This is a genomic window from Rhodopseudomonas telluris (assembly GCF_042432815.1).
GTDB lineage: Bacteria > Pseudomonadota > Alphaproteobacteria > Rhizobiales > Xanthobacteraceae > Rhodopseudomonas > Rhodopseudomonas telluris.
Genome location: NZ_JBHLWM010000005.1, coordinates 710,382 through 729,699 on the forward strand (window position 1 = coordinate 710,382; position 19,318 = coordinate 729,699).

Genomic DNA, 19,318 nt, shown 5'->3' on the forward strand with positions numbered 1-19,318 from the left:
ATGAGGATGCAGTGCTTGCTGAGAGGCCGCAGCGCTTCATCACATGATGAAGCGCTGCACAGTGCGTCCGGCCGAACGACTTGTTACTTCCGGCCGAGCCGGCGATTGACATCGCGGACGGCGCCGTTCGCCGCGCTGGTGGTCAGTGCCGCGTAGGCCTGCAGCGCGGCCGAGACCTTGCGCTGGCGATCGGCCGGCTGCCAGGCCTTGTCGCCCTTGGCCTCTTCCTGCTCGGCGCGCTTGGCGAGTTCGGCGTCGGAGACGTCGAGCGAGATGGTCCGGTTCGGAATGTCGATCGAGATCGTGTCGCCGTTGCGCACCAGGCCGATCAGGCCGCCCTCCGCCGCTTCCGGCGAGACGTGGCCGATCGACAGGCCCGAGGTGCCGCCCGAGAAGCGGCCGTCGGTGATCAGCGCACAGGCTTTGCCGAGGCCCTTCGATTTCAGGTAGCTGGTCGGATACAGCATCTCCTGCATGCCGGGGCCGCCGCGCGGACCTTCGTAGCGGATCACCACGACATCGCCGGCGACGATCTTGTTGGTGAGGATCGCCGACACCGCGTCGTCCTGGCTCTCGAACACCTTCACCGGACCCGAGAAGGTCAGGATCGAGGCATCGACGCCGGCGGTCTTCACGATGCAGCCGTCGAGCGCGATGTTGCCGTACAGCACGGCGAGACCGCCGTCCTTGCTGAAGGCGTGCTCGACGTCGCGGATCACGCCCTTCTGCCGGTCGAGGTCGAGTTCGTCGTAGCGGCGGTCCTGGCTGAACGCGGTCTGGGTCGGCACGCCGCCCGGCGCGGCGCGATAGAAGGTGCGCACCGCTTCGCTATTGCTCTGGCGAATGTCCCAGCGCGCCAGCGCGGCGCCGAGCGTCTCGGAATGCACCGTCGGGCAGGAATTGTGGATCAGCCCGCCGCGATCGAGCTCACCGAGGATCGCCATGATGCCGCCGGCGCGATGCACGTCCTCCATGTGAACGTCGGACACCGAGGGGGCGATCTTGCTCAGGCACGGCACCTTGCGCGACAGCCGGTCGATGTCCTTCATCGAGAAGTCGAGTTCGGCCTCGCGCGCGGCGGCCAGCAGATGCAGCACGGTGTTGGTCGAGCCGCCCATCGCGATGTCGAGCGTCATGGCGTTCTCGAACGCCTCGAAGCTGGCGATCTTGCGCGGCAGCACCGACTCGTCGTCGCCTTCGTAGTAGCGGCGAGCCAAGTCCACGATAGTGTGGCCGGCCTCGACGAACAGCCGCTTGCGATCGGCGTGCGTCGCCAGCACGGAGCCGTTGCCCGGCAGCGCCAGGCCGAGCGCCTCGGCGAGGCAGTTCATCGAATTGGCGGTGAACATGCCCGAGCACGAACCGCAGGTCGGACACGCCGAGCGCTCCATCGTCTGCACGTCTTCGTCGCTCATGCTGCTGTCGGCGGCGGCGACCATCGCGTCGATCAGATCGACGGCGTGGGTCTTGCCCTTGAGCACGACCTTGCCGGCCTCCATCGGGCCGCCGGAAACGAACACGGCCGGGATGTTCAGCCGCATCGCGGCCATCAGCATGCCGGGGGTGATCTTGTCGCAGTTCGAGATGCACACCATCGCGTCGGCGCAGTGCGCGTTGACCATGTACTCGACGCTGTCGGCGATCAGTTCGCGCGACGGCAGCGAATACAGCATGCCGTCGTGGCCCATCGCGATGCCGTCGTCGACCGCGATGGTGTTGAACTCCTTGGCGACGCCGCCGGCGGCTTCGATCTCGCGCGCGACGAGCTGGCCGAGGTCCTTGAGATGAACGTGGCCCGGCACGAACTGCGTGAACGAGTTGACCACCGCAATGATCGGCTTGCCGAAATCGCTGTCCTTCATGCCGGTGGCGCGCCACAGGCCGCGCGCGCCGGCCATGTTGCGGCCGTGGGTCGTCGTTCTCGATCGATAAGCAGGCATTGAACTGTTCCGTGAAAATGTCCGTCGCCGGAAGGCGCGCCGGCGGCCGAAAACAGGGCTTCAGTGAAAGGCGCGCCGAAGCAAAGCGACCATCGCTAAGCCTTACTGCAGAACCTGCGGCCTCTCAATGGCTGCCAGGCGCGCAGGCCAATGCGAGCGCGCCAGGCAGCCACGGGTGCCGGCCAGTTGCCGCCTGCTGCGCACGACCAATTGAACGGACGCGGCTCCGTTCCCGGCACGAGCGGTTGCTGGTCTTGAATGTAATGTTATAACATATCAAAATCTAGTCCCCTCAAGACCACACAAGTGAAGGCCCCTGCACCATGGATCACCCCCTGCTCCCGGTCACCGTCCTGTCCGGCTTTCTCGGCGCCGGCAAAACCACGCTGCTCAATCGGATGCTGACCAATCGGGACGGACAGCGCATCGCGGTCATCGTCAACGACATGAGCGAGGTGAATATCGACGCCGAGCTGGTGCGGCAGGACGGCGGGCTGACCCGGGCCGAAGAGACGCTGGTCGAGATGACCAATGGCTGCATCTGCTGCACGCTGCGCGACGATCTGCTGGTCGAAGTCCGCAAGATCGCCGAGAGCGGCCAGTTCGATGCGCTGGTGATCGAATCCACCGGGATCGCCGAGCCGCTGCCGATCGCCACCACGTTCGAATTCCGAGACGAGAACGGCGACAGCCTGTCCGACATCGCGCGGCTGGACACGATGGTCACCGTGGTGGACGCCGCCAGCCTGCTGGCCAATTACTCCAGCCAGGAATTCCTGCGCGATCGCGGCGAGGTCGCCGGCGACGAGGACGACCGCACGCTGGTCGACCTGCTGGTGGAGCAGATCGAGTTTGCCGACGTCATCGTGCTCAACAAGGTCTCGGCCACGTCGCCGGGCCGCCGCGGAGCCGCCCGCGCGATCGTTCGTTCGCTGAACTCCGATGCCCGCATCATCGAGACCGATTTCGGCGAGGTGCCGCTCGGCGACGTGCTGCGCACGGGCCTGTTCGACTTCGACAAGGCGCACCAGCATCCGCTGTGGTTCAAGGAGCTGAACGGCTTCAAGGATCACGTGCCGGAAACCGACGAATACGGCATCAGCTCGTTCGTCTATCGCGCCCGGCAGCCGTTTCATCCGGCGCGCTTCCAGAGCTTCTGCAACCGCAACTGGCCGGGCGTGATCCGGGCCAAGGGGTTCTTCTGGCTGGCGACCCGGCCGCAATATGTCGGCGAACTGGCGCAGGCCGGCGCGATGGTGCGCACCTCGAAGCGCGGGCTGTGGTGGTCGGCCGTCGCCAAGACCCGCTGGCCGGATCAGGACTCGTGGCGGCAGGCGATGGCGCCGTATTTCGATCCGGTGTGGGGCGACCGGCGGCAGGAGATCGTGTTCATCGGCACCGGCGAGATGGACGAGATCGCGCTGCGCCGGCAGCTCGACGCCTGCCTGGTCGGCGATCCCGAGCACTTCACCCCCGACGCGTGGCGCGCCCTGCCGGATCCATTCCCGACGTGGAGCAGCGCGCCGGCCTCCTAGGCGAGCGTCGCGACCGGCCGATCAGCCGTCGTCGTCGACCAGCGGCGTTTTCTTGAGGTGGAGATAGCCGGGGTCGAACTGGCCGATCTCCACCAGCCGCGCCCAATCCAGCACTTCGAGCTCGCCGCCGCGGAATTCGATCGCCTGCGCGCTGCGCAGCTCCGCCAGCGTGCGGTTCACGGTCGCGATCGCCATGCCGAGCGTCTCGCCGAGCTGCGCCAGCCCGATCGGCAGCGACATCACCTGGCCGCGCGTCAGACGCGACGCCTCAGCGCGATAAAACAGCTCGCAAAACAGATGCGCCATCCGCGCCGTCATGTCGCGGGCGCTGTTGTTGGTGATGGCCTCGCGGAAGATCGCCGCGTCGATCAGCGTTTCCCGCCATACGGCAAATCCGATCAGCGGCCGCAGCTCGAACAAGCGAGCCAGCTGCTTGTGCGGGATCGACGCCACCACGGCGGTGCCGATCGAGCACACCGCGTGATCCATCCGGTCCAGAAACAGCGTCTGCGAGTCCGGCATGTCGCCGGCCATGTGGAAGGACAGATACTGGCGCCGCCCGTTCGGCAGCAGGTGATAGCGCGCCACCATGCCTTCGACGACGAGAGCGGCGACCTGGGCGGTGTCGCCCTGGCGGATGAAGTCCTCGTTGCGGTCCAGCTCACGCACCGTGAAGCTGAGCGATTGAAGGGCGACCGCATCGTCGCTGGTGATCGGGGAATGTTCTCTGAGCTTGTCGATCAAGATACGATGAATGCGCTCCACGCAGGTCTCCGCTGAAAGATGCATATCATTTGATACGCAACCATGATTCCGGAACCACTAAACTCCCGTGTGGTGAGCGGGTTTCATTGGGACGACCTTGCCACTGCCGAAATGTCGGGCCGCTGTGGCAGCCGGGCGATCGTAGACACCCGGAGAAGACAATTTGCCCTACAAGGAATTCCTCGATCGGATTCGCCGCCTGTTCGAAGGACCGAGCGAACATCTGGATCTGATCGCCGACTCGCTCGCCAAAGGGCGCTTGAGGCAACCGATCGAGCCGATGTCGGACCAGGAGCTTGCCGTCGCGATCCGCGAATTTCGCAAGCTGCCGGCCTCCCCCGGCGCGATCGAGAAGCTCAAGACCGATCTGTCCAAGGACGGCGGCTGACGCCGACGCCGCGACAAGTTCTGCGCTAACCGGCTCGCCCGAGCACGCGCGTCGATGAGCACGAAGCTTCAGCCAGACCTTGCAAGACCTGAGGCGCCCGAGGCCCCGCCTCAGGGCCTGGACACGGCCCCTTTCACCGCCGCGCCGCTTGCGGTCGCCACGCGCGGCCGCATCTTGCCGCCCTGGATCAGCATCAGCTGCGGCCGCGGCTGCGCGGCCGTCACCGCGTCGAGCGGCAGCCCCATCGCGCCACACGAATCACTTTCGTCCGGCCGAGCGAATTTTTCAGGCGCGCGCGGCGGCTCCGTGTCGGCCGGATGCCGTCCCTCGAGGCGATCGATCATCGCCCGACCCGCAGCAGTGATCTGCCATCCGCGCCGATCGCGAACGACGAGGCCCTGCGTGAAGATATCGAGCGCCGGCTCGCGCGCCGCGTAGCTGCGCATCCGGCTGGTCCAATCCTCACTCCCGGACAACACGGCCAAATCGGCGTTCAAAGCCGCGGGTGCAGCGAGGCCGTCAGGATAGGTCGACAAGACCTTCAGGATCGCCACATGCACCGACACAACCAACACTCCGACTCACTTCATCAAAGTATCCGTGCATCTACCGCAAAAGCCAGCCACCCGATAGTTATCCACAAAGTCAGGAATAGCTTAGTACCGGAAGAGCCGATTAGCTAGCCGCTCGGGCCCGCGACCGAATCATTTCGCCGGACGGCGAATCAGCGTGACCAAAGATTTACGCATCCCTCTGGCGATCAATGCCGCAGTGCAGCGTAGCCCTGTCGCAATTGACTTCTCTCGGGGGCACGACTTCACTTGCGCCGATCCAGCCGGCCACAAGAGCCGGCGGACGCCCGAGGGAGGACGACACATGACATTCGCCTATTACGACTGGATCGCTCACCACGCCGAGGTGCGGCCCGACAATATGGCCGTGGTCGATCTGGCGACTCAACGGCGATTGACCTACCGCGCGCTCGATGACCGCATCGATCGTCTCGCCGCGCACTTCGACAAGCTCGGCGTCGGCCGCGGCGACCGCGTGGCCGTGCTGGCCGCCAACACCACCGACACGCTCGAAGTGCAGTTCGCCTGCTTCCGCCTCGGGGCGATCTTCGTGCCGCTGAACGTCCGACTGACGGTGCACGAGCTTGCCTTCATCGTCGGCGACGCCGCGCCGCGCGTCCTGACCCACGATTCCGATTTCGCCGCGATGGCCGGTGAACTGCAGGGCAAGTGCAGCGTCCCGCATCTGCTGCAATTCGGCGCGCCCTACGAAGCGGCGCTCGCCGCCTCGCAGCGCCTCCTTGGCGCCGAAGCGGTGTCGCTCGATGACGTCTCGACCATCATGTACACCTCGGGCACCACCGGCAAACCCAAGGGCGCCATGATCACGCATGGCATGACCTTCATCAACGCGGTGAATCTCGGCATCCCGACCTTCATCTCGCAGCGAACGGTTTTTCTCTGCGTGATGCCGCTGTTCCACACCGGCGGGCTGAACTGCTACACCAATCCGGTGCTGCATGCCGGCGGCACCGTGATGCTGATGCGCGCCTTCGATCCCGCCGAAACGCTGCGGCTGATCGGCGACAAGAGCATCGGCTTGACGCATTTCTTCGGCGTGCCGTCGATCTATCAGTTCATGTGCCAGCACGCGGCCTTCGCCGACACCGACCTGTCGCGGCTGCAGGTGGCCGGCGTCGGCGGCGCGCCGATGCCGGTGCCGCTGTTGAAGATCTGGCAGGACCGCGGCTGCGTGCTGATGCAGGGCTACGGCATGACCGAGACCAGCCCGGCCGTGCTGATGCTCGACGCCGACGACGCCGCGCGCAAGGCCGGCTCGGCCGGCAAGCCGGTGTTGCATGCCGAGCTGAAGATCGTGGGGCCGGACGGCGAGCCGGTGCAGCCCGGCCAGATGGGCGAACTGTGGGTCAAGGGCCCGAATATCACGCCCGGCTACTGGAATCGTCCCGATGCCAACCGCACCAGCTTCACCGACGGCTGGCTGCACACCGGCGACGCCGCGCGCGTCGACGACGAAGGCTTTTACTACATCGTCGACCGCACCAAGGACATGTACATCTCGGGCGGCGAGAACGTCTATCCGGCCGAGGTCGAGGACGTGCTGTATCAACTAAACGAGATCGCCGAGGCCGCGGTGATCGGTCAACCGGACCCGCAATGGGGCGAGACCGGCGTCGCCATCGTGGCACTGAAGCAGGGCAAGACGCTCGACGAGCAGACCCTGCATGCGCATTGCCGCGAACGGCTGGCCCGGTTCAAGTGCCCGCAGCGCGTCGTCTTCGTCGAAGCGCTGCCGCGCAACGCCACCGGCAAGGTGCACAAGCCGACGCTACGCGAGCGCTTCCTCGCACGCGAGACCGCGGACGCGTGAGAGAGGCTGCTTGTGCCGGATCGGGCTGACCATCGGCAGCCCTCACCACCGGCAACGCCTCATGGTGAGGAGGCGCGCAGCGCCGTCTCGAACCATGGGCCGCAAGTACCCGTGGCCTCATCCTTCGAGACGCCCAGCTTCGCTGGGCTCCTCAGGATGAGGACGCCGTGTCCGTGTTGAGGCCGTAACGTCCGAATTAACCGATGAAGCGCTCTATCGCCCCGTAAACCGCGCCGGACGTTTTTCAACGAACGCCGCGGCGCCTTCGCGGAGGTCGGCGGTGACGAAGGCCTGGCCCTGACGCTCGGCCTCGTCGTCGAGCGTGTCGGCCAGCGATGCGTCCCAGGCGCGTTCGATCTGCTGCTTGATCAGGCCGATGCTGATCGGCGGACCGTTCGCGAGCTGCTCGGCGATCGTCATCGCCTCGGTCATCAGCGCGGCATCATCGACCGTCTGGAAAATCAGTCCCCACTCCGCCGCCTGCTCGGCACTGAGCGGCCGGCCGAGCAAGGCAAGCGCACGCGCGCGGGCGACGCCAATCGAGCGCTGCAGGAACAGCGAGGTGCCGGCGTCGAGCGCGGCGCCGAGCTTGACGAAGCTCAGCACGAACTTCGCCGAGCGCGCCGCGAGCACGATATCGCCGGCCAGCGCGAGGCCGACGCCGGCGCCGGCCGCAGGACCGTTGACGGCGACGACGATCGGCTTGTTGGCGCCGCGCATCTTCTCCAGCAACGGGCTGAGCTCGGCGCGCATCCACGGCGCGACGTTGGCGCCGGCCTCGAAGGTCGCGCCGCCGAGCTGAGCGCCGGCGCAAAAACCCTTGCCGGCGCCGGTGAGCAGGATCGCCCGCACCGTCGCATCCGCCAGCGCTGCGTCGAGCGCCGCGTTGAGGTCGGCCAGCAGGCCGGGACGCATCGCGTTGTACTGCTCGGGATTATCGAGCGTCAGCACCGCGACCGCGCCGCGCGTCTCCGACTTCACCCACGCCATGCCGTCTCTCCCCTGCCCTGTACTACGTTCGCCTTACAGCGACCGCGCGATCAGCAGCTTCATCACCTCGTTGGTGCCGCCATAGATCTTCTGGATGCGCGAATCCACGAACATCCGTCCGATCGGATATTCTTGCATGTACCCGTAGCCGCCATGCAGCTGCAGGCACTCGTCCACGGTCTCGACCTGCTTCTGCGTCGTCCACCACTTCGCCATCGATGCCGTCACGGCGTCGAGATCGCCGGCGATCAGCCGCTCGATGCAGAAGTCGACGAACACGCGGGCGATGAACGTCTCGGTCTTGCGCTCCGCCAGCGTGAAGGCGGTGTTCTGGAAGTCGAGGATCGGCTGCCCGAACGCCTTGCGCTCGCGCGTGTACTCCGTGGTCAGCTTGACCGCGCGCTCCATCGCCGCCACGGCGCCGACCGCGATGATCAGCCGCTCCTGCGGCAGCTGCTGCATCAACTGGACGAAGCCCTTGCCCTCTTCGCCGCCGAGCAGGTTCTCCTTCGGCGCGACGGCGTTCTCGAAGAACAGCTCGGACGTGTCGGAGGCGTGCAGGCCGATCTTGTCGAGGTTGCGGCCGCGCCTGAAGCCGGGATTATCCTTGGTCTCCATCGCAATCAGCGACAGCCCCTTGGCGCCCGGACCGCCGGTGCGCGCCACGACGATGATCAGATCGGCGTTCTGGCCGTTGGTAATGAAGGTCTTCTGGCCGTTGATGACGTAGTTGTCGCCGTCGAGCTTGGCCGTGGTGCGCACGGCCTGCAGGTCCGAGCCGGTGCCGGGCTCGGTCATGGCGATGCCGCCGATCAGCTCGCCGCGCGCCATCGCCGGCAGCCAGCGCAGCTTCTGCTCTTCCGAGCCGTAGTTCAGGATGTAATGCGCGACGATGCCGCTCGACACGGTGACGCCGGACAGCGCCTCCGGCACGATCGACTCCATGTCCTCGTAGATCGCCGCGTCATAGGCGAAGCTCGCGCCGAGCCCGCCATATTGTTCCGGCACGCTCGGCACCAGCGCGCCCATCTCGCCGAGCTTGAGCCAGGCGGACCGATCGACCATCTTCTGCCTGCGCCATTTCTCGGCGTGCGGCGCCAGGTCCTTTTCCAAGAACTTGCGGAACTGGTGGCGGAACGCCTCCAGCTCTTCGGTCATCCAGGGCGATCGATACTGCATTTTTCCTCGCTACAGAATAAGTCCGCCGCCGCACACGACGACCTGCCCACTGATGTAGTTCGATTCCGGGCTGCAGAACAGATAGACGGCGTCGGCCGCTTCTTCCGGCGTGCCGCCGCGGCCGAGCGGGATCATCCGCGCCATCGCGTCGAGCATCTGCGGCTGCACGCCGACCTTGATGTCGCGGCCGGCGACGTCGATGGTCTTCTGCTGCGCCTCGATCGGCTGGGTCAGGCGAGTGTTGATCAGGCCGAAGGCGACGCAATTGACGTTGACCTTGTAGCGGCCCCATTCCTTGCACAGCGTCCGCGTCAGGCCGACCAGCGACGCTTTCGCCGACGAGTAGCTCGCCTGCCCGGCATTGCCGTAGAGGCCGGCGATCGACGAGATGTTGACCACCTTGCGGAACACTTCGCGGCCGGCCTCGGCTTCCTTCTTGGCAAAGATCCGGATCGGTTCGGCGGCGGCGCGCAGGATACGGAACGGCGCCACCAGATGCACGTCGAGCATCGCCTGGAACTGCTCGTCGGTCATCTTCTGGATCGTCGAGTCCCAGGTGTAGCCGGCGTTGTTGACGATGATGTCGAGGCCGCCGAATTGCTCCACCGCGGCGCCGACGAAGCGATCGGCGAAGCCCGTCTCCGAGACGCTGCCGTTGACGGCAATCGCCTCGCCGCCGGCGGCCTTGATCTCGGCCGCGACGGCGTCACCCGGCGCGTCGTCGAGATCGTTGACGACGACGCGCGCGCCTTCGGACGCGAGCTTCAGCGCGATGGCGCGGCCGATGCCGCGGCCCGATCCGGTGACCAGCGCCACCTTGCCTTGAAGTTTGGCCATGGAATGTCCTTGAACGGAGTTGTTAGGAGAGAGCGACCACGGCCTCGCCGGCGAGCTTGGTCTCGCCGTGCTGATCCTTGGTGGTGAGTGCGATGCGGGCGCGGCGTTCGCCGCCGGCTTCGAACAATTCGGCGATGGTGCCTTCGCAGGTCAGCTCGGCGCCGACCTGGGTGATCGCCGCGAAGCGGGTCGAGAAGCTGCGGATCCGGCCCGGCGGAAACGCGTCGCTCAGCGACTGCCCAAGATAGCCCATCACCAGCATGCCGTGGCTGAACACGTCGGAGAAACCCGACGCCTTGGCGAAGTCGATATCGACGTGGATCGGATTGTGGTCGCCCGAAGCGCCGCAATACAGCGCCAGCCGATGCCGGCTGATCGCCGGAAACGTCTTGTGCACGACGCGGTCGCCGACCGCCGCTGCTTTCGTGTCTGTCATGGCGCTCACCCGTTGCGAACGACGATCGTCCGGGCCGTATCGGCCACGTGGACGCCGTCCTGATTGGTGACCGCGGTCTCGACGACGATCAGCGTCATCGCGCCGCCCTTCTTGTCGGCGACGCTGGCGACGCTGGACTGAAACGTCAGCGTATCGCCGACGACGACCGGGGCGTGATACGCAAAGCTCTGCTCGCCGTGCAGCACCTTGCCGAGATCGATATCGAGCGCGGTGAGAAACTCGAACGGCTTCTCGTTGTCGAGCATCTCCAGGCAGAACAGATAAGTCGGCGGGATCGGAATCCCCTTGTAGCCGGCGGCCTTGGCCGCGGCGGGGTCGCGATACAGCGAATTGTTCTCGCCCAGCGTCTCGAAGAAATAGCGCAGACGACCGGGCTCGACAGCGGCTGTCACCGGCGTGAACCGGAGACCGACAGCGGATTGATCGACCATGACGACGCTCAGGCGCGTTCGTACAGCGTGACGACGCAGGCGCCGCCGAGGCCGAGATTGTGCTGCAGCGCGCGCTTGGCGCCATCGACCTGGGTCGCCTCTGCCGTACCGCGGAGCTGCCGCGTCAATTCGTAGCACTGCGCCAGCCCGGTGGCGCCGAGCGGATGGCCCTTCGACAGCAGACCGCCGGACGGATTGGTGACGAACTTGCCGCCATAGGTGTTGTCGCCGTCGTCGATGAACTTCTCGGCGCCGCCTTCGGGGCACAGGCCGAGCGCCTCGTAGGTGATCAGCTCGTTATGGGCGAAGCAGTCGTGCAGCTCGACGACGTCGATATCGTTCGGCCCGACGCCGGCCTGCTCGTACACCTTGTTGGCCGCGGCCCGCGCCATGTCGTAGCCGACCACCCGCATCATGTCGCCGGCCTCGAAGGTCGAGGACGTATCGGTGGTCATCGCCTGCGCGGCGATGCGGACGTTGGTAGCAAGGCCATGCTTCTTGGCGAAGGCTTCCGACACCAGCACGGCGGCCGCGCCGCCGCAGGTCGGCGGACAGGCCATCAGCCGCGTCATCACGCCGGGCCAGATCACCTGGTCGTTCAGCACGTCGTCGGCGCTGACTTCCTTGCGGAACAGCGCCAGCGGGTTCTTGGCGGCATGGCGGCTCGCCTTGGCGCGCACCTTGGCGAAGGACGACAGCGGCGTGCCGTGCTTCTGCATGTGGCTGAGGCCGGCGCCGCCGAAGTAACGCAGCGCCAGCGGAATGCCGGGCGCGTCGATCAGGCGACCGGCCGCCGCGTCGAAGTCTTCGAACGCGCTGGGGCGGTCGGCGAACACGGTGCCGAGCGCGCCGGGCTTCATCTGCTCGAAGCCGAGCGCCAGCACGCAATCCGCCGCACCCGACGCGATCGCCTGCCGCGCGAGATACAGCGCGGTCGAGCCGGTCGAACAGTTGTTGTTGACGTTGACGATGGGCACGCCGGTCATGCCAACCTGATACAGCGCGCGCTGGCCGCAAGTGGAGTCGCCGTAGACGTAGCCGACGAAGGCCTGCTCGATGGCGTCGTAGCCGATGCCGGCGTCGCTGAGGGCGCGGCGCGCGGCCTCGGCGCCCATCAGGTGATAGGGCTCACTGGCGCCCGGCTTCATGAACGGGATCATGCCGACGCCGGCGACGTAGACGGGTGACGCCATCTGTTTCTCTCCCAATCTTACTCGTTGGACTTTTTCTTACCCGTGAGTAATATAAGCCGTCGTCGCCGGAGTCAATCGGCGCCGCTTCACGGATGCATGATGGACGGACGCCCCGCCAACGACCCCTCGCCCTGGATGACGTTCGAGAACCGCCGCCGCGCCCGCGACGAAAAGCGCGAGGCGGTGCTGCGCACGGCCGTGCAATTATTTCTCGAGCAGGGCTATCACCGCGCCACGCTCAACGAGGTCGCCGAGCGGCTGAACATCACCAAACCGGCGCTGTACAACTACTTCCGCAGCAAGGAGGACATTCTGTTCGAATGCTGGGCGCTCGGGCAGGAGCAGGTCGACGGCTTCATCGCCGCGATCGACGGCAGCCGGCAGAACGGCCTCGGCAAATTGCGCGCGCTGGTGCACTCCTATGCGGAGACGATGGCGACGGATTTCGGCGCCAGCCTGGTGCGGTTCGATCCGCGCGACCTCAGCCCGAGCAACGCCAAGACCGTGCGCGCCGCCAAGCGCGGCATCGACCAGACCTTCCGGCGCTACATCACCGAGGGCATCGCCGACGGCTCGATCAAGCCCTGCGATCCGAAGATGGCGGCGTTCGCGATCGCCGGCTCGCTGAACTGGATCGGGCATTGGTATCAACGCGGCGGCCCGCTGACACCGGACGCGATCGCCGATGACTTCGCCGAGCGGCTGACCGAAGGGCTTGCCACCACAACTGCGGGGAAGAGAGCGGCCAAGAAACCATCCGCACCCAAGACCAAGAAGAGCGCCGCGAAGGCGCCGCCCCAACGCAAGAAGAAATAATCGAAGAAGAAACATACCAAGGGAGGACCACCATGAATATCACTCACGGCCTGCGGCGGGCGCTGCAGATCAACGCGGACGGCCTCGCCACCGTGTTCAACGGACGGCGACGGACCTGGCGCGAAGTCGGTGAGCGCGTCGCGCGGCTTGCCGCCGGCCTGCGCGCGCACGGCGTCGGCGAAGGCGAACGCGTCGCCATTCTGACGATGAATTCCGACCGCTATCTCGAAATGTATCTGGCCGCGGGCTGGTGCGGCGGCGTCATCGTGCCGCTCAACATCCGCTGGAGCGCGCTGGAGAACGAGGACGCGTTGCGCGACTGCCGCGCGGTGGCGTTGGTGGTCGACAAGGCGTTCGCCGCGACCGGCGTGGCGCTGGCGAAAGCGATGCCCGGCATGGCGATGATCTATGCCGACGACGGCGACGTGCCGGAGGGCATGCGGAGCTACGAGGACGTGATCTCGGCGCACGAGCCGATCCCGGACGCGATGCGCAAGGCCGACGACCTCGCCGGCATCTTCTACACCGGCGGCACCACCGGCCGCTCCAAGGGCGTGATGCTGAGCCACGGCAACCTGATGGCCAACGCGCTCAATGCACTTGGCGAAGGCCTGTTCCCCGGCACCTCGGTGTATCTGCACGCCGCGCCGATGTTCCATCTCGCCAACGGCGCCGCGATGTATTCGCTGCTGCTGTCCGGCGGCTCCAACGTGATGATTCCGTCGTTCACGCCGGAGGGCGTGATGCAGGCGATGCAGAACGAGCGCGTCACCGACGTACTGCTGGTGCCGACCATGATCCAGATGTTCGTCGATCACCCGGCACTCAAGACCTACGACCTGTCGTCGCTGAAGAACATCGTCTATGGCGCCTCGCCGATCAGCGAAGCCGTGCTGGCGCGCGCCAGCGCCGCCCTGCCCCACGTGCAGTTCACCCAGGCCTACGGCATGACCGAACTGTCGCCGATCGCCACGCTGCTGCACTGGAAGGAGCACATCGGCGAGGGCAAGGCCAAGGGCCGCCAGCGCGCCGCCGGCCGCGCCACGCTCGGCTGCGAGGTGCGCATCGTCGATGCCGACGACAAGCCGGTGCCCTACGGCACGGTCGGCGAGATCTGCGTCCGCGGCGACAACGTGATGATGGGCTATTGGGAGCGGCCGGAAGAGACGGCACGCGCGCTCGCCGGCGGCTGGATGCACACCGGCGACGGCGGCTACATGGACGAATACGGCTTCGTCTTCGTGGTCGACCGCGTCAAGGACATGATCATCTCCGGCGGCGAGAACGTGTACTCGGTCGAGGTCGAGAACGCGGTGGCGCAGCATCCGGCCGTGGCGCAATGCGCGGTGATCGGCATTCCGCACGACGCCTGGGGCGAGCAGGTCCACGCCGTCGTCGTCACCAAGGCCGGCGCGACGGTGACCGCCGACGAGTTGATCGCCCACTGCAAGGCGCTGATCGCCGGCTACAAGTGCCCGCGCAGCGTCGAGATCACCGAGACGCCGCTGCCGCTGTCCGGCGCCGGCAAGATCCTGAAGCGCGAGCTGCGCCAGCCCTATTGGGACAATCGCGAACGCCGCGTCAGTTAAGTCGGTTCAGTGTCTGCTCCACGCACGACCTCATGGTGAGGAGGCGCGAAGCGCCGTCTCGAACCATGGGCCACGACCGCCCGCGGACTCATCCTTCGAGACGCCCGGCTTCGCCGGGCTCCTCAGGATGAGGACTCAGGGCAATGTGGCGCGGTCGATAGCGCTTCAATCTAGCGATGAAGCGCTCTGAGCCTCCCGCAAGCTCTACAGCATCGGCCGGAGTTGAAACTGGCCGATGCTGCGGAATCGATCGCCGGGGCCGTCTTGCCGACACACGGCGATGCGATCGATCGCCAGCGTATCAAGTTCAAGAGGAGCGAACTGCTCGCGCAGCCGGCCGAGCAGATCGTCCTGCCGACCAGGCGGCAGCGATCCCGTCAGCGTCATGTGGAAGCGGAATTCCTCCATGACGTAAGGATAGCCCCACTGATCGAGATACTGCACCTGCCGCGGCGTGAGCGTGGCGGGGTTTCGGCGCGCGCGATCCGCGGCCGAGAGCGGCGCCCGGAAGCTGTCGAAGCTGCGCACGCAGTCCGCGGCGAGTTGCGCGAGATCGTCCGATGCGGACGCAGGCATCAACGCGATGAAGCTGCCGATCGCCTGCACGGCCGGCGTGATCACCGGCATCGCGCGCGGCGTCTCTGCGAAGGTCGCGCAGGCCCACAGCAAGTCGGCTTCTGTGAGCCCGGGCGCCAGCGCCGTCGGCGCCTTCAGCGTGGCGTGGAAGCCGTATTTGCGTGGATCGGCCGTGACGTCGGCCCAATCTGGAACCGCATCAAGCATGCCGGGGGGAAACGGCACGTCCTCCCCCGAGACCGCGTCGTAGCCGAGCAGTGCCGCCCCGAAGCGATCGAGCGCGCTGCCGGGCGGCGGCAGATAATAGATGGCGTAACGGGGAAAATTCGACATCGTCAGCAGAATATCCGGGTCTCAGGCCGCCGCAACCGCCGTCGGCCGCACCTTGTGCGACATCACGAAGCGCTCCGGCTCGTCGATATGCACGAGGCGTCCGCCCGCGATCGCGGCGACCAGCCGCGGCCGCAGCGCGACACGATCATCGACGATCAGGATGTCGGCGCGCTTGCCGGCGCCGAGCCCACCGCGATCGGACAGACCCGCGGCGCGTGCCGGCCCCTCCGAGATCAGCTTCCAGGCCTGCGGCAGCGGCAGGATGCCGTCATGCACCAGCCGGAACGCCGCGAGCAGCGGCGCCGGATAGTAATAGTCCGACGCCAGCACCGAACACAGACCCTTGGCGATCATGTCGGCCGCCTTGGTCCAGCCGGTGTGGCTGCCGCCGCGCACCACGTTCGGCGCGCCGAACACGATGAAATCGCCGGCCGCAGCGGCGTCGCGGGCGGTCTCCTCGGTGGTGGGGAATTCGGCGATGCGGACGCCGAGCGCGCGATAGTCCTGGCGCATCTGCGGCGTATCGTCGTCGTGCGACAGCATCGGCAGGCCGGCGTCGCGGGCGCAGGCCGCGAGCCGCGCGATGGCGGCCGGCGCCTCCGCGGTGCGCGAGGCGACGCGCTCGACGAGGCGATCGAACTCCTCACCCGACAGGCCGGTGCGCTCGACCATCCGGCTGCGGCGGTGCGGCCGCGACAGATCGCGCAACGTCGAATCCATGTGGTCGTTGAAGGCGAACAGATCGACGCGGCGCTCGCCGATCCACTGCGCGATCTCGTCGACGGCGTCGAGGTTGAAGGTCTCATGGCGGAGGTGAATGCGGGTGTCGACGGCGAGCCGCGGGCGGGTCAGGTCGATCGCATCCAGCATGCGACGCGCATTGGCGGCGCTACGCAGACCCGGCTCCCACGACCAGGTGACGGCATGAAACATCGTGGTGATGCCGTTGGCGATCGCCTGGCGGTCGCTGTCCGCCAGCGCGACGTCGATCGGGAAGTCTACGCCGGGCCGCGGCATCATCTGCCGCTCGAAGGCGTCGCCGTGCAGATCGACGATGCCCGGCAGCACCAGCAGCCCGCCCGCGTCGATCCGCATGGCGGCATGACCATTGCTCGCGCCAGCGCCATCGATCGCACCGCCGACCACCGCCAGCGACGTCTCGGCCAGGTCGTCCTGCAGCAGCACCCGGCCGCCTTCGATCAGGATATCGGTCATCTCGTTCTCCCGTTGCGGCACGTCAGGCGGGCACAGTGGCTTCGTATTGGTCGAGAAACGCCTCGACCGGCAGCTTGCGGAAATCCGGCAGCGCGCGGCGCAGCGTGTCGTGGTCCCAGTCCCACCATGCCAGATTCACCAAACGGTCCGCGACCTCTTCGGAGAACCTGCGCTTGATCACGCGCGCGGGATTGCCCGCAACGATGGTGTAGGCCGGCACTTCACGCGTAACGATCGCGCCGGCTGCAATCACCGCGCCAGTGCCGATGCTCCGGCCCGGCAGCACGATCGCGCCGTGGCCGATCCAGACATCGTGGCCGATCCGCACGTGATGCGCGCGGCGCCAGTCGAAGAACTCGGCATCGTCCTGCTCGCCGGGGAAGTACGCGCTGGCCCGATAGGTGAAATGCGCCTGCGTCGGGCGCTGCATCGGATGGTTGCCCGGATTGATCCGGGTCATCGCCGCGATCGAGCAGAATTTGCCGATGGTCGTGTAGGTGATCTGCGAGTCGTTGACGACGTAGGAGTAATCGTCCATCGCGACTTCGTGCAGGATGGTGCGCGCACCGACTTCGCAATAGGCGCCGAGCTTGGTGTCGTGCAGGCGGGCGGAAGGATCGACGGTGGGTTCGACCGAGAGCGATTTTGCGACCATGAGTTCCGTCATTTATTTCATCGGGGCAGAGGTTCTTCTGCGCACTCGATGACGGCGTCGTGACGCGGGCATGACACACGCGGACTGTGTACAAGTCGCGAACTACCCGACTGTCATATGCCTGCAAAATACCAGCGTTAGCGATAGAGCAACAATTTCTCGGGAGCGGCGCATGCTGGTCGTTGAAGGACTCACCTGTTGCTTCGGCAGCAAGGCTGCCGTGGACAACGCATCGTTCTCGGTCGAGCGCGGCAGCTTCGTCGGCGTGATCGGCCGCTCCGGCGCCGGCAAGTCGACGCTGCTGCGCATGCTCAACCGCCTGGCCGACCCGACCGGCGGCCGCATCCTGTTCGAGGGTACCGACGTGACCGCCCTGCAGGGCCGCGAACTGCGCCAGTGGCGCGCCCGCTCGGCGATGATCTTCCAGCAGTTCAACCTCGTCGGCCGGCTCGACGTCATGACAAACGTCCTGATGGGCCGGCTGTCCCATGTGCCCGCCTGGCGCTCCCTCGCCCAGGCCTGGCCCGAGAAGGACCGCGCGCTGGCGATGTCGGCGCTCGATCAGTTCGATATCGCGCCGCTCGCCGCGCAGCGCGCCGATCAGCTCTCCGGCGGCCAGCAGCAGCGCGTCGCGATCGCCCGCGCGCTGGTGCAGGAGCCCGACCTGATCCTCGCCGACGAGCCGATCGCATCGCTCGACCCGCGCAACACCAAGGTCGTGATGGACGCCCTGCTGCGCATCAACAAGCATTTCGGCATCACCGTGCTGTGCAATCTACACTCGCTCGATCTCGCCCGCAGCTATTGCGATCGGCTGATCGGCATGGCCAACGGCCGCATCGTGTTCGACGACGTGCCGGCGGCGCTGACCGACAGCATCGCCCGCGAACTCTACGACCTCGAAGCCAACGAGGTGATGGGCACCGCGCCGGTCCATGTCCCGGCGAAGGGCCTCGTTCCCGAACTCGGCACCGTCGCGGCCTAACGCCGCACGCGCGCCCGAACGGAAGCCCGCGGCGACCGCGGGCCAAAGACACGTATCAACTCACAGGGATGTCACGATGACCATCAATCGCCGATCCATTCTGCTCGCCGCCGCCACGCTGGCGTTCACGGCGTCCACCGCGTTGGCGCAGGACTACAAGGCGAAATATCCGGAGCTGACCTTCGCGGTCGTGCCCGCCGAAAACGCCTCGGGCGTCACCGAGCGCTGGACGCCGTTCGTCGCCTATCTGTCGAAGGAACTCGGCGTAAAGGTGAACCTGCGTATTGCCAACGACTACGCCGCGGTGATTGAAGGCCAGCGCGCCGGCAACATCCAGATCGCCAGCTACGGCTCCGCCTCGTTCGCCCGCGCCCGGCTCACCGGCGTCAAGACCGAAGCCTTCGCCAACGACATCAATCACGACGGCTCGACCGGCTACTACTCGGTGTTTTTCGTCAAGGCGGCGAGCCCCTACAAGTCGATCGACGAACTCAAGGGCAAGAACCTCGGCCTGGTCGATCCGAACTCAACTTCCGGCAACAACGTGCCGCGCTTCGAGCTCGACAAGATGGGCATCTCGGATGCCGACGCTTACTTCGGCAAGGTGGTGTTCACCGGCAGCCACGAGAACGCCATCCTGGCGCTGGCGCAGGGCACCGTGGACGTCGCCGCCAACCAGTGGACCAACGACAACGACTCCACACTGGCGCAGATGCTGCACAAGGGCATGCTGAAGAACGCCGACGGCAGCGCAATGAAGAAGGACGACTTCCGCATCATCCACAAGTCGGCGCCGATCATCAACGGCCCCTATGCCTACAACGCCGATCTGCCGGAAGACCTCAAGACGGCGATCGCCAAGGCCTTCATGGACGCGCCGACCAAGGACAAGGCCGCGTTCGACCGCCTGTCGGACGGTCAGAAGCAGGGCTTCCACGCCGCCACCACCAAGGATTGGGACAGCACCATCGAGCTGATCAAGTTCGTCGACGCCCTGCGTAAGAAGAAGGCGTCCTGAGTTTCATCTCGTC

At 66.4% G+C, this 19,318-nt stretch carries 19 protein-coding genes; 7 read left to right on the forward strand and 12 right to left on the reverse strand.

Annotated elements, in window-relative coordinates:
* Window positions 1-83: 83 nt before the first annotated feature.
* Complete coding sequence (gene ilvD / locus ACFFJ6_RS14815; protein WP_378388979.1) at window positions 84-1,940, reverse strand: dihydroxy-acid dehydratase; 1,857 nt, start codon at window positions 1,938-1,940, stop codon at window positions 84-86.
* Between the two features lie 323 nt (window positions 1,941-2,263).
* Between ilvD and ACFFJ6_RS14820 the strand changes: the two genes are divergently transcribed.
* Complete coding sequence (locus tag ACFFJ6_RS14820; RefSeq protein WP_378388981.1) at window positions 2,264-3,475, forward strand: GTP-binding protein; 1,212 nt, start codon at window positions 2,264-2,266, stop codon at window positions 3,473-3,475.
* 21 nt (window positions 3,476-3,496) lie between these two features.
* Here the strand turns inward: ACFFJ6_RS14820 and ACFFJ6_RS14825 are convergent, their stop codons facing one another.
* Window positions 3,497-4,240 carry a Crp/Fnr family transcriptional regulator gene (locus ACFFJ6_RS14825; RefSeq protein ID WP_378388984.1) on the reverse strand — a complete coding sequence of 248 codons (744 nt, stop codon included), beginning with the start codon at window positions 4,238-4,240 and terminating at the stop codon, window positions 3,497-3,499.
* A gap of 163 nt (window positions 4,241-4,403) precedes the next feature.
* On the opposite strand from ACFFJ6_RS14825, the gene ACFFJ6_RS14830 reads away from it, so the two are divergent.
* Window positions 4,404-4,628: a hypothetical protein gene (locus tag ACFFJ6_RS14830; RefSeq protein ID WP_378388986.1), complete on the forward strand. Its 225-nt coding sequence runs from the start codon at window positions 4,404-4,406 to the stop codon at window positions 4,626-4,628.
* A gap of 110 nt (window positions 4,629-4,738) precedes the next feature.
* Here the strand turns inward: ACFFJ6_RS14830 and ACFFJ6_RS14835 are convergent, their stop codons facing one another.
* On the reverse strand, window positions 4,739-5,182 hold the full coding sequence (locus tag ACFFJ6_RS14835) for a hypothetical protein (protein ID WP_378388988.1): 444 nt from the start codon (window positions 5,180-5,182) through the stop codon (window positions 4,739-4,741).
* Between the two features lie 322 nt (window positions 5,183-5,504).
* Here ACFFJ6_RS14835 and ACFFJ6_RS14840 point away from each other — a divergent pair, with 322 nt between their 5' ends.
* The gene (locus ACFFJ6_RS14840) at window positions 5,505-7,031 is read left to right on the forward strand and encodes an acyl-CoA synthetase (protein ID WP_378388990.1); all 1,527 of its coding nucleotides are present in this window, start codon (window positions 5,505-5,507) and stop codon (window positions 7,029-7,031) included.
* 213 nt (window positions 7,032-7,244) lie between these two features.
* Here the strand turns inward: ACFFJ6_RS14840 and ACFFJ6_RS14845 are convergent, their stop codons facing one another.
* Genes ACFFJ6_RS14845 through ACFFJ6_RS14870 form a run of 6 tightly spaced genes read right to left on the reverse strand, consistent with a single transcriptional unit; the run spans window position 7,245 to window position 12,118 of the window.
* Window positions 7,245-8,021, reverse strand: coding sequence for an enoyl-CoA hydratase-related protein (locus ACFFJ6_RS14845; RefSeq protein WP_378388992.1), 777 nt, complete (start codon window positions 8,019-8,021; stop codon window positions 7,245-7,247).
* A 33-nt stretch (window positions 8,022-8,054) separates the two neighbouring features.
* On the reverse strand, window positions 8,055-9,200 hold the full coding sequence (locus ACFFJ6_RS14850) for an acyl-CoA dehydrogenase family protein (RefSeq protein ID WP_378388994.1): 1,146 nt from the start codon (window positions 9,198-9,200) through the stop codon (window positions 8,055-8,057).
* 9 nt (window positions 9,201-9,209) lie between these two features.
* A complete protein-coding gene (locus tag ACFFJ6_RS14855) occupies window positions 9,210-10,037 on the reverse strand; it encodes an SDR family NAD(P)-dependent oxidoreductase (protein WP_378388996.1) in 828 nt (275 codons plus the stop codon).
* 22 nt (window positions 10,038-10,059) lie between these two features.
* Entirely contained in the window at window positions 10,060-10,473 is a 414-nt protein-coding gene (locus ACFFJ6_RS14860) for a MaoC family dehydratase (protein WP_378388998.1), read from the reverse strand.
* A gap of 5 nt (window positions 10,474-10,478) precedes the next feature.
* Window positions 10,479-10,925: a MaoC family dehydratase N-terminal domain-containing protein gene (locus tag ACFFJ6_RS14865; protein WP_378389000.1), complete on the reverse strand. Its 447-nt coding sequence runs from the start codon at window positions 10,923-10,925 to the stop codon at window positions 10,479-10,481.
* 8 nt (window positions 10,926-10,933) lie between these two features.
* A complete protein-coding gene (locus tag ACFFJ6_RS14870) occupies window positions 10,934-12,118 on the reverse strand; it encodes a lipid-transfer protein (protein WP_378389002.1) in 1,185 nt (394 codons plus the stop codon).
* 99 nt (window positions 12,119-12,217) lie between these two features.
* On the opposite strand from ACFFJ6_RS14870, the gene ACFFJ6_RS14875 reads away from it, so the two are divergent.
* Together ACFFJ6_RS14875 and ACFFJ6_RS14880 are read left to right on the forward strand one after the other, a co-directional pair.
* Window positions 12,218-12,934 carry a TetR/AcrR family transcriptional regulator gene (locus tag ACFFJ6_RS14875; RefSeq protein WP_378389004.1) on the forward strand — a complete coding sequence of 239 codons (717 nt, stop codon included), beginning with the start codon at window positions 12,218-12,220 and terminating at the stop codon, window positions 12,932-12,934.
* A 32-nt stretch (window positions 12,935-12,966) separates the two neighbouring features.
* Window positions 12,967-14,523 carry an acyl-CoA synthetase gene (locus ACFFJ6_RS14880; protein WP_378389006.1) on the forward strand — a complete coding sequence of 519 codons (1,557 nt, stop codon included), beginning with the start codon at window positions 12,967-12,969 and terminating at the stop codon, window positions 14,521-14,523.
* Window positions 14,524-14,727: 204 nt separating this feature from the next.
* Here ACFFJ6_RS14880 and ACFFJ6_RS14885 read toward each other — a convergent pair whose 3' ends face one another.
* From ACFFJ6_RS14885 to ACFFJ6_RS14895, 3 genes are read right to left on the reverse strand one after another with little or no spacing between them, the layout of a single operon-like run.
* Window positions 14,728-15,432 (reverse strand): DUF1045 domain-containing protein, encoded by a 705-nt coding sequence (locus ACFFJ6_RS14885; protein WP_378389008.1) that lies wholly within the window; start codon window positions 15,430-15,432, stop codon window positions 14,728-14,730.
* 21 nt (window positions 15,433-15,453) lie between these two features.
* Window positions 15,454-16,647, reverse strand: coding sequence for an alpha-D-ribose 1-methylphosphonate 5-triphosphate diphosphatase (locus ACFFJ6_RS14890; RefSeq protein ID WP_378389010.1), 1,194 nt, complete (start codon window positions 16,645-16,647; stop codon window positions 15,454-15,456).
* 22 nt (window positions 16,648-16,669) lie between these two features.
* Complete coding sequence (locus ACFFJ6_RS14895) at window positions 16,670-17,302, reverse strand: transferase hexapeptide repeat family protein (RefSeq protein ID WP_378389706.1); 633 nt, start codon at window positions 17,300-17,302, stop codon at window positions 16,670-16,672.
* Between the two features lie 172 nt (window positions 17,303-17,474).
* Here ACFFJ6_RS14895 and phnC point away from each other — a divergent pair, with 172 nt between their 5' ends.
* On the forward strand, window positions 17,475-18,287 hold the full coding sequence (gene phnC, locus ACFFJ6_RS14900; protein WP_378389012.1) for a phosphonate ABC transporter ATP-binding protein: 813 nt from the start codon (window positions 17,475-17,477) through the stop codon (window positions 18,285-18,287).
* A gap of 76 nt (window positions 18,288-18,363) precedes the next feature.
* A complete protein-coding gene (gene phnD, locus ACFFJ6_RS14905; protein WP_378389014.1) occupies window positions 18,364-19,305 on the forward strand; it encodes a phosphonate ABC transporter substrate-binding protein in 942 nt (313 codons plus the stop codon).
* Window positions 19,306-19,318: the final 13 nt, after the last annotated feature.